A 10169-nucleotide genomic window follows, 5' to 3' on the forward strand; every position below is an offset into this window, starting at 1 on the left:
CGACGGTGGTGACGCCGAGGTCGCGGAGCTTGCCGGCGGTGACCGGCCCGACCCCCCAGAGCCGCTCGACCGGCAGTGGATGGAGGAAGGCCAGCTCGCCGTCGGGCGGCACCACCAGCAGGCCGTCGGGCTTGGCCACGCCGCTGGCCACCTTGGCCAGGAACTTGGTCCTGGCCACGCCGACGGTGATCGGCAGCCCCACCCGCTCGCGGACCTCGTGCCGCAGCCGCACGGCGATCTCGGCGGGCGTGCCCGAGATGCGCCAGAGCCCGCCGACGTCCAGGAACGCCTCGTCGATGGAGAGCCCCTCGACCAGCGGCGTCGTCTGCCGGAAGACCTCGAACACCGCCTTGCTGGCCTTGGCGTACACCCCCATCCGGGGCGGCACCACCACCGCCCGCGGGCACAGCCGCCGCGCCTGCACCCCGCCCATGGCCGTCCGCACCCCGTGCGCCTTGGCCTCGTAGCTGGCCGCCAGCACCACCCCGCCGCCGACGATCACCGGCCGGCCCCGCAGCCGGGGGTCGTCCCGCTGCTCGACCGAGGCGTAGCACGCGTCCAGGTCGGCGTGCAGGATGGTCGCCCGCTTCATCGAACGTATGTTCCCACCGCCGGGCAGCGGCTGTCGAGCCGCCGTGATGGAATGCGGGCTCACCACCGAACCGGGAGGACGCAGATGGATCTGAAGCTCGAGGTCGTCCCCATCCCCGTCTCCGACGTCGACGCCGCCAAGGCCTTCTACACCGAGCAGGTCGGCTTCAACCTCGACCACGACGCCCGCCCCAACGAGCGCATGCGGATCGTCCAGATGACGCCCCCCGGCTCGGCCTGCTCGGTGGTGATCGGCGAAGGCCTCCCCCTCGGCGCCCCCGGCTCGGTCAAGGGCGTCCAGCTCGTGGTCGAGGACATCGACGCCGTCCGCGAGGCCCTGGCCGGCCGCGGCGTCGGCGTCAGCGACGTCCAGCAGCTGGGTCCCGAGGGCAGCCCGGGCTCGCGCTTCCTGTTCTTCGACGACCCCGACGGCAACACCTGGGCCGTCCAGGAGCTGAAGCGCTCCTAGACTCGCCCCCGGCTGCGGGCGGCCGGTCGACCCGGATACGCTGGCGGCCGCATGGACAAGCCATCCGATCCCGCTGAGGCGAGGCGTCACCGCGAGGCCGTGGAGGCGGCCGACGAGGCCAGGCACGTCGTGCGGGCGATCGAGGACTTCCAGGACCCGTCGCAGGAGTGGCGCCGGTTGTTCTCCGAGCTGTTCGGCAGCTTTCTGCTGGTGCTGGTCGCCGCCGGCGGCGGCATGGTCGGCCAGGCGTTCCCGGGCACGATCGGCCGGGCGGCGGCGGTGGTCGCGCCGGCGCTGATGGTGACGGCGATCATCCTGTTCATGGGCAAGGTGTCCGGCGCCCACCTCAACCCCGCCGTCAGCGTCGCGTTCTCGCTGCGCCGCGACTTCCCGTGGCGGCGCGTCCCCGGCTACGTGCTCGTCCAGCTGGCCGGCGCGGTGCTGGCCGCCTGGTTCCTGCAGGCCGTCGTCGGCGTGTCGTCGGCCTACGGCGCGACCTACCCGGCCGCGGGCTGGCCCGCCGGGGACGCGTTCCTGCTGGAGGCCGTGCTCACCCTCGGCCTGGTCAGCGTCATCCTCGGCACCGCCTCGGGCGCCCAGAACCTCGGCCCCATCGCGGCCATCGGCGTCGGCGCCTACATCGCCCTGGCCGGCCTCTGGGCCAGCCCGATCTCCGGCGCCTCGATGAACCCGGCCCGGAGCTTCGGGCCCGCCGCCGTCGCCGCCGACCTCCGCTCCTACTGGGTGTACGTCGCCGGACCCCTGGTCGGCGCCGTCGCGGCCGTCGGGATCGCCTTCGTCCTCCGCGGAGGCGGCGGCGGCCGCTCCGCCTCGGCCGCGGCCCAGGGCGGCCTGTTCACCCGGGCCAGACGGCCCGACCGAAGCTGAGGGGCGACCATGTCCAGGACCGTGCTCATCACCGGGGCCTCGTCGGGCATCGGGCGCGCCACCGCGCTGGAGCTGCTGCGTGCCGGCCACACCGTCTACGGCGGCGCCCGCCGCGTCGAGAGCCTCGACGCCGTCACCGCCGCCGGCGGCCACGCCCTGGCCATGGACGTCACCAGCGACGAGGACCGCCGGCGGGCCGTGCGGACCGTCCTCGGCCAGCAGGGCAGGATCGACGTCCTGGTCAACAACGCCGGGTTCGGGCTCTACGGCGCCGCCGAGGACGTCCCCCTCGACCAGGCCCGCTACCAGCTCGAGGTCAACCTGTTCGGCCCGGCCCGGCTGATCCAGCTGGTGCTCCCCCACCTGCGCCGGCAGCGCTCGGGCACGATCGTCAACGTCTCCTCCATGGGCGGGGAGATCACCTTCCCCCTGGGCGCCTGGTACCACGCCTCCAAGCACGCCCTCGAGGCCTACTCCGACGCCCTCCGTCAGGAGGTGCGCCGGTTCGGCGTCGACGTCGTCCTCGTCCAGCCCGGCCTGATCAGGACCGAGTTCGGCGACGTCACCGCCGGCGGGGTCCGCGAGCTGTCCGGCCACGGCCCCTACCACGACCTCGCCGAGGGGCTGGCGACGAGCACCGAGGCGCTCTACCGGGAGGGCGGCAGGGCGTCGGACCCGTCGGTCGTGGCCGCGACCATCCGCAAAGCGGTGGAGTCCTCCAGCCCGAAGCCCCGCTACCCGGTCGGCTACATGGCGAGGCCCCTGCTCGCCCTCAACCGGTTCCTGCCGGCCCGCCTGTTCGACCGGGTCGCCTCCAGCCAGCTCAGCTAGCCGGCGCGCCTGTCGGACTAGCGCTGCGGTTTCCCAATCCGCTGAGCGTGGTACAGCCATTCCCTCCAAGGAGGTGGTCCGGCATGGACAAGGAAGGGTTCCGCGACAAGGCCGACGAGGCCCTCACCCAGGGCGAGCAAGAGGTCGACGAGCGCACCGGCGGCCGCTTCGACGAGCAGACCGACACCGCCGCTCAGGAGGCCCGTGAACGAGGCGAGGGCCTGCTCGGCGACCAGCAGGCAGACGAGCCGAAGCCCTAGTTCGGCAGTCGGGAGTCATCAGCCGCGGAACGACGACCGCGACCCGGCGCTATTCGATGGCGCGGCGGTCGCGGTCGTCGCGCGTCAGCCAGGCACGCAATGTCCGGCGGACCGGCTCGGCGTAGGAGTCGCCAATGACCTTGACATCTCCCATGACGACCGTGGCCCTGACCACCACCCTGGGGGCCGTCCGCCCAGCCGGCGCCTCCCGCACCGCAACCTTCTTGTCGCCCATCACCGCGATCCCGCTCAGCTGTACGTCGACGCCGTCGGGCACGTAGATCTTGACGTCGCCCATGACGGCGGTCGCGGTGATGTCGACGTGGCCTTGTGGCACCTCGGCGCCGCGCAGGTCGAGCACCACGTCACCCATGACGGCGAGCGCCGCGAGCGGCCGCTCGACCCGCCATCGTCCCTGCCGCTTGCTGTCACCCATGACCGCGACGACCCACTCGCGGTCGCCGCCAGCCGGCCGCGCCTGGACCGCCGTGGAGCCGGGCACCTCGGGCAGGTCGGTTGTGATGCGGACCAGCTCGCCCCGGGTGGTGGCGGTGTACGCGGCCTCGGTCCGTTCGGTCAGCTCGCCGAGCGTGAGCCGGCCCTCGACGGTGGCCACCCGCAGTCGCTCCACCACCGCTTCGCGCTCCGCATCGGAGGCGCGGACCTCGCCGGACGGGCCGCGCTGGCCAGGTTCGTCGGTCATGCCCCGACAATACGTGGCAACAGGTCGTCCATGACACCCCCGGCATACCGTCGCCTCCTGCCGACCCGCCATCCGTAACGGGCTGCTCACCGCACCAGCCGGGGGTGGGTCGTCCACCTTGTCGGCGGGCACGCTGGGGCCCCCTGTTGATGGAAGGGACGCCGCAGCTCAGTTGCGACCGTCACTCCGTGGCGATGGCGGACAACATGTTCATGCGGGCGGCTCGGTGGGCGGGGCGGACGGCGGCCAGCACCCCGGCCAGGGCACCGAGCGCGAGCACCACGGCCAGCGACAGCTTGGGGACGGCGAACGAGCCGAAGCCCTCGCTGGCCAGTGACGACACCAACGCCCAGCCGAGGAACAGGCCCAGGCCCAGGCCTCCGACGGTGCCGAACAGACCCACGGTGAGTGCCTCACCTCGTACCATTGTCCGGGTCTGGCGTCGGGTCTGGCCCACGGCCCGGAGCAGGCCAAGCTCGCGGGTGCGTTCGTGGATCGACAACGACAAGGTGTTGGCGATGCCCATGACGGCGATCACGATCGCCAGGATCAACAGCAGGTAGACGACGGTGAGGTACAGGTTGATCTCGCCGGCGATCGACTCGGTGAACTCCTGGTTGGTCTGCACGTCGGGGGCGCCGAACCGGTCGGCCACCCGCTGCACGGCCGCTTCGCCCTCGGCGACGGGCACGCCGTCGGCCAAGGCGATCAGCATGTTGACGTCGGCGGGGCGGGACGTGTGGGGCAGGTACGCGTCGCGGTGCAGCATGATCCCGCCACCCTCGCTCAGGTTGTCCTCGGCGTAGATCGCCCCGACCGTCGGCCGCTCGGTCACGCCGTCGGGGTAGTCGACGGTCACCGGGTCGCCGAGCGCCAGCCCATGCTGCTCGGCGTAGTCGGCCGAGATGGCCACCTGGTCGGGGCGGAGCTCTCGTAGCGATCCGTTCAGCACGTCGAGGTGCTCGACCGACTCGATGGTGGCCGGGTCGAAGGTGGGGGCGAGCCTGCCCTCACCGTCGATCCGTACAGGCCCGCCGCCTAGGGGCGAGGCCGCCGCGACCTCGGGCAGCTCGGCGACCGCGCGGGCCAGGTCGGTGCTGAGGCCGCCAGCGCCTTCGCCGATGATCACCAGGTCGCCGGCGAACTGCTTGTCGACCGCGTCGTCGATCGACTGCTTGAGCGACGCGCCGACGACGGCGAACAGCGACACGACGGCCACGCCGATCAGCAGCGCGGCGGCGGTGCTGGCGGTGCGCCGCGGGTTGCGCATCGCGTTGCGCTGGGCCAGCACCCCGCTCATGCCACGCCAGGTCGCCTGTGGGGCGCCGAGCACGGCGGCGGCGGGGCGGGCCACGACAGGTCCCAGCACCACGATACCGGTCAGGGTCGCCAGCGCGCCCAGGCCGGTGGGCAGCAGCGCCTCGCCGGTGGCCCCGACGATGGTCAGGGCGATGCCCGCCCCGGTGACGACGGCACCGGCGACGGCCCGTCGCCGCGAGGTCGCGGACCGGTCGACGGCGACGTCACGCAGCGCCGCCAGCGGGGCGACGCGGGAGGCCCGGACCGCCGGAGCCAGGCTCGCCACCAGCGTGACGACCACGCCCACGGCGAGGGCGATCGCGACCGTGCTGGCGTCGAGGACCAGCGGGGAGGCCGGAGTGGTCAGGCCGATGGCGTCCATGAGGGGGAGCAGGCCCAGCGCCAGCCCCATGCCGGCGGCGATGCCGCCCACCGAGGCCAGCAGGCCCACGGCCAGCGCCTCGGCGGTGACCGAGCGCAGCACCTGGCTCCGCGATGCGCCGAGTGCCCGCAGGAGCGCCGACTCGCGGGTGCGCTGGGCCACCAGGATCGAGAAGGTGTTGTAGATGGTGAAGGTCGCCACGACGAGGGCGACCCCGGCGAACAGGATCAGGGCCTGCTGGAAGGCCTCATGGTCCTCCCCCTGGGTCTCCCCCTCCATCTCGCGGGTCAGCTCGGCACCGGTCAGCGCCTCGACACCGTCGGGGAGCACGGCGTCGAGGCGGCGGACCAGCTCGGCCTGGCTCACGCCCGGCTCGGCGGCCACCGCGACGCCCGTCGCCCTGCCGGGCTCGGGCGTGAGCACCCGGTCGGCGAACTCGGTGGTGAAGCCGGCGTAGGTGGCCGATCCCTGGCTGTCGGCGCCGCCGAAGGTGGCCAGACCGACGATCGTCACCTCGACCCGGTCGGGCGACCGCACCACGGTCGTGTCGCCGACCGCCAGCTCGCCGTCCTCGGCCGCCGCCCTGTCGATGACGACCTCGCCCGGCGCGGCCGGCGCGCGGCCCTCGGCCAGGGCATAGGAGTTGAGCCGGGCGTCGGTGACCCAGTTGCCGGCGATGGTGGGCGCGCCGCCGCCGATGGGGTCGCCGTCGGCGCCGACGATGCGACCGTTGCTCTCGATGCGGGGGGCCACGGCGGCGACGCCGTCGACCGCGGCGATGGTGTCGGCCAGCGAGCGGTCGATGAGGCCACGCTCGGTGACCTCCTCCTGGCCGAGCTCGACGCTCGAGCGCACCAGCGCATCGGTACCCTTGTTGGCCTCGGCGATGACGTCCGAGAAGCCGTTGATCAACGTGCGGTAGAGCACGAGGGTGCCGGCAAGGAACGCCACGCCCAGCAGCACGGACAAGCCGGTGGCGAGCAGGCGCCGCCTGTGCGCGGCGATGGACTTGAGGGTGATCCGCCACATGGTCAGCTCCCGAGCCGCTTGATGGTGTCGAGCACCCGCTCGGCGGTGGGGTCGGCCATGTGGTCGACGATGCGGCCGTCGGCCAGGAACACGACGGCGTCCGCGTGGGCGGCCGCGCCGGGATCGTGGGTGACCATCACGATGGTCTGTCCCATCTCGTCGACGGCCCGCCGCAGGAAGCCGAGGAGCTCGGCGCCGCTGTGGGAGTCGAGGTTACCGGTGGGCTCGTCGGCGAAGACGATCGCCGGCCGGCTGACCAGCGCCCGGGCCGCGGCCACCCGCTGCTGCTGGCCGCCGGACAGCTCGGAGGGTCGGTGGCCGAGCCGGTCGCCGAGGCCGACGGTGGCGATCACCTCGTCGAACCACGCTGGGTCGGGCCTGCGGCCGGCGAGGGTGAGGGGGAGCGTGATGTTCTCCCGGGCCGTCAGCGTCGGGACCAGGTTGAAGGCCTGGAACACGAAGCCGATGCGGCTGCGCCGCAGCAGCGTGAGCTCCTTGTCGGACAGTGCGCCGAGCTCGGCGTCGCCGACGAACACCTGTCCATCGGTGAGGCTGTCGAGCCCGGCCAGGCAGTGCACCAGGGTCGACTTGCCCGACCCGGACGGGCCCATGATGGCGCTGAACCGGCCCGTGGGCAGGTCCAGCGTCACCTCGTCGAGGGCGATCACGGCGGTGTCCCCCGAGCCGTAGACCTTGGTGGCTCCGACGGCCCGGGCGGCGGTGGTGGTGGGGGTCCGCGTTGACGTCGACATGCCCGCATCGTCCCGCCGGGCGGCCGCGTTGTCGTCCTCCGGGGGGAGGCTCTGGCCCTACTCCGGGCCGACGTTCCCGTCGCGCGGGCTCACGTCCAGCCGGGCCGCACCAGGCCCGACTCGTAGGCGAAGACCACGAGCTGGATCCGGTCGCGGGCGCCCAGCTTCACCATGGCCCGGCTCACGTGCGTCTTGGCCGTGAGCGGGCTCACGACCAGTCGTTCGGCGATCTCGTGGTTGGTCAGCCCCTCGGCGACCAGCGCCATGACCTCCCGCTCCCGCTCCGTGAGGGCATCGAGCGCCGGCGACCGAGGGGCCTCCCTGGTCCGGGCCGCGAACTCGCGGATGAGCCGCCGGGTCACGCTCGGCGACAGCAGCGCGTCGCCCGCGGCGACGGCCCGCACCGCCTGCAGCAGCTCGACCGGCTTGGTGTGCTTGACGATGAAGCCGCTGGCGCCGGCGCGGATGGCCTCGAACACGTACTCGTCGAGCTCGAACGTGGTGAGGATGACGATGCGCACCCCGGCCAGCCGGTCGTCGGCGGTGATCCTGCGGGTGGCGGCCAGGCCGTCGGTGCCCGGCATGCGGATGTCCATGAGCACGATGTCGGGCCGGTGGCGCCGGGCGAGCTGCACCGCCTCGTCGCCGTCACCGGCCTCGCCCACCACCGCGACGTCGTCCTGGGCGTCGAGCAGCGCCCGGAAGCCCGCCCGCACCAGGTCCTGGTCGTCGGCGAGCAAGACGCTGATCATCGCGCCCCGTCCCGCAGCGGGAACTGCGCCCGGACGCGGAAGCCCCGGCCGGGGCGGGGGCCGGCTGCGAACGTGCCGCCCAGAGCGTTGACCCGCTCCCGCATGCCGGCGAGGCCACGGCCCGACCGGCCATCCGGCCGGTCGGAGCCTGTCGCCTGTCGGCCGTAGGCCGTGTCCACGCCGTTTCCATCGTCGTCGACCTGCACGACCAGCTCGGTGGGGGCGTACACCAGGCGGACCGTGGCCCGGGCGTCGCCGCCGGCGTGGCGGACGACGTTGGTGAGCGCCTCCTGCACGATCCGCAACGCCGCCAGGTCGACCCCAGCGGGCACCGACCGGGCCTCTCCCTCGACGGCCAGGTGGACGTCCAGGCCGGCCGCCCGGGTCCGTCGCACCAGGCCGTCCAGGTCGCGCAGGCCGGCCGTGGGGACGTGGGGAGCCCACGCCCCGGACTCGCCGTGCGCCCCGTCCTCGCCGAGGCCGCGGCTCAGCACCTCCAGCACCGAGTGCAGCTCCTCAAGCGCCTCCTCGCTCGCCTCGTTGATGGCCTCCAGGGCGGGGCGGGCCTGCTCGGGCCGCTCGTCCAGCAGGTGCAGCGCCACCCCCGACTGCACGTTGATGAGCGAGATGTTGTGGGCCAGCACGTCGTGCAGCTCCCGGGCGATGAGCAGGCGCTCCTCGCTCGCGCGACGACGGGCCTCCTCCCGCGCCACATGGGCCCGCTCGGCACGCCGCTCGAGGCGGCTACGGGCGATCTCGCTGGCGGCTCCGACCAGCGGCAACCAGACGAGGTTGGTGGCCGCACCCGCGAGGCCGCGGGCCTTCTCCACCTCGTCGGGTACCAGCGATGGCAGCCAGATGAAGGCGGCGTAGGCGACCGCCAGCACGCGCCACGCGAAGGAGCTCCGGCCCATCATGATGGCGCTGACCACGGCGAACCCGAAGGCGGGGAACCCGGCCGGCCCGCGGGGGTAGCCGCTGGCGGCATAGCCGGCGGCGGCGGCGAAGGTGACCACCAGCGTGGCCTCGGGCCAGCGCCGGCGGAACAGCAACGCCACCGGACCGGCGAGGAGAGGAATGCAGGCAGCCGCGTCGAACGCCCAAGGGCTGGGCGGCTCGTCCTGGCTGTAGCCGATCGTCCCGGCGACCTGGACGAAGGCGATCACCAAGGCGACAAGCCCGTCCAGCGGCCGGGGCCGCAGCCCCTTGGCCGGCGTGAACCAGCCCCGCCACCACCTGGCCCGGCGGCCGCCGGGCCGGGCGTGCCCGGGCTCCCGGTCGCCAAGGCCGGGACGCGCGGGCACGATACGGTCGGTTGTGGCCACGCGAGCACGGTAGGCCGCCGGTCACTGGCTCGACAATCCTCTCCGGGGAGTAGCGCCGCCTACCGCGCCCGGTAGTACCACCGGCAGCGGCCGGAGCAGAGATCACGTGACAGACCCCATCAACTGGGCCTGAGGAGGCCCGAGCCGGCGGGGTCGTCTCCCCCAAACGTCGACACCCTCTACAGCGCCCATTGCTCCGTCAACGGCCGAATGTTCTTGTTGTTGTGGAACACGTTCTCGGGGTCGTACTTGGCCTTCACCTCGGCGAGCCGCCGGTAGTTGGCGTCGCCGTAGGCCTCGCGGACGCGGCCCGTGCCATCGTCGGAGTCCAGGAAGTTCACGTAGACGCCGGCACGATGGGATTCGAGAGCGTCGAAGAATGCTCGTGCCCACGCGGTCTCAGCCGCCCCGACAGTGTCGTCCTGCTCCGGGAGCCAGACAGCGTCGATGCTCATGTTGTGATCCACATCGCGTTCCGGGTAGGCCGTGGCGCCCCGAGGCGCTCGAGCAACTGCGCCACCCATGTGGAACATCGCCGCGTACGACCTCGGTGAGGTGGCGCCGTAGGCATGCTCGGCGACGATGTCGATGACCTCGTCGGACAGGACGGTCAGGTTCGTGGCTTTCCAGTAGTAGTGCCAGCCATGGGGGACGGTATCGTCGATGCCGCTCTGATGGTCGACGTACAACGTGGGTCCGACCAGATCCACGAGCGGAGTCCCGAACTGGCGGAGCGCGCGGACGGCGCGCTCACCTGCCTCCACGGGTCCGGCGTAGCAGCTGGCAACCGCGATGGCTGGCCGGTAGTGCAGCTCGTCGCCGACGACCGGCAGCGGCGGGATCGTGCCGAGCCGGATGACGGTCCCGAGCTCGTCGGGCGCGTCGGCG

General features: G+C 73.1%; 11 protein-coding genes. 4 read left to right on the forward strand and 7 right to left on the reverse strand.

Annotated features, from left to right (window positions below):
• On the reverse strand, positions 1 to 592 hold a 592-nt coding region (locus VF468_13985), incomplete at its 3' end, for a DNA polymerase IV (GenBank protein ID HEX5879402.1).
• 84 nt (positions 593 to 676) lie between these two features.
• Between VF468_13985 and VF468_13990 the strand changes: the two genes are divergently transcribed.
• The 4 genes from VF468_13990 (at position 677) to VF468_14005 (ending at position 3039) form a co-directional block, all read left to right on the forward strand.
• Positions 677 to 1060: a VOC family protein gene (locus VF468_13990; protein ID HEX5879403.1), complete on the forward strand. Its 384-nt coding sequence runs from the start codon at positions 677 to 679 to the stop codon at positions 1058 to 1060.
• A 51-nt stretch (positions 1061 to 1111) separates the two neighbouring features.
• Positions 1112 to 1948, forward strand: coding sequence for an aquaporin (locus tag VF468_13995; protein HEX5879404.1), 837 nt, complete (start codon positions 1112 to 1114; stop codon positions 1946 to 1948).
• A gap of 9 nt (positions 1949 to 1957) precedes the next feature.
• Positions 1958 to 2779: an oxidoreductase gene (locus VF468_14000; GenBank protein ID HEX5879405.1), complete on the forward strand. Its 822-nt coding sequence runs from the start codon at positions 1958 to 1960 to the stop codon at positions 2777 to 2779.
• An 83-nt stretch (positions 2780 to 2862) separates the two neighbouring features.
• Entirely contained in the window at positions 2863 to 3039 is a 177-nt protein-coding gene (locus tag VF468_14005) for an antitoxin (protein HEX5879406.1), read from the forward strand.
• 49 nt (positions 3040 to 3088) lie between these two features.
• Here VF468_14005 and VF468_14010 read toward each other — a convergent pair whose 3' ends face one another.
• The 6 genes from VF468_14010 to VF468_14035 all read right to left on the reverse strand — a co-directional run.
• Entirely contained in the window at positions 3089 to 3742 is a 654-nt protein-coding gene (locus VF468_14010; GenBank protein ID HEX5879407.1) for a DUF1707 domain-containing protein, read from the reverse strand.
• 181 nt (positions 3743 to 3923) lie between these two features.
• On the reverse strand, positions 3924 to 6452 hold the full coding sequence (locus tag VF468_14015; GenBank protein HEX5879408.1) for an FtsX-like permease family protein: 2529 nt from the start codon (positions 6450 to 6452) through the stop codon (positions 3924 to 3926).
• Positions 6453 to 6454: 2 nt separating this feature from the next.
• Positions 6455 to 7204 (reverse strand): ABC transporter ATP-binding protein, encoded by a 750-nt coding sequence (locus VF468_14020; protein ID HEX5879409.1) that lies wholly within the window; start codon positions 7202 to 7204, stop codon positions 6455 to 6457.
• A gap of 89 nt (positions 7205 to 7293) precedes the next feature.
• Positions 7294 to 7956 carry a response regulator transcription factor gene (locus VF468_14025; protein HEX5879410.1) on the reverse strand — a complete coding sequence of 221 codons (663 nt, stop codon included), beginning with the start codon at positions 7954 to 7956 and terminating at the stop codon, positions 7294 to 7296.
• Positions 7953 to 9281: a histidine kinase gene (locus VF468_14030; protein HEX5879411.1), complete on the reverse strand. Its 1329-nt coding sequence runs from the start codon at positions 9279 to 9281 to the stop codon at positions 7953 to 7955. Before VF468_14030 ends, VF468_14025 begins: the two co-directional genes overlap by 4 nt.
• A 179-nt stretch (positions 9282 to 9460) precedes the next feature.
• The coding region (locus VF468_14035) for a BBE domain-containing protein (GenBank protein ID HEX5879412.1) at positions 9461 to 10169 on the reverse strand (709 nt) is incomplete at its 5' end.

The sequence above is a fragment of the Actinomycetota bacterium genome, assembly GCA_036280995.1.
Classification (GTDB): domain Bacteria; phylum Actinomycetota; class CALGFH01; order CALGFH01; family CALGFH01; genus CALGFH01.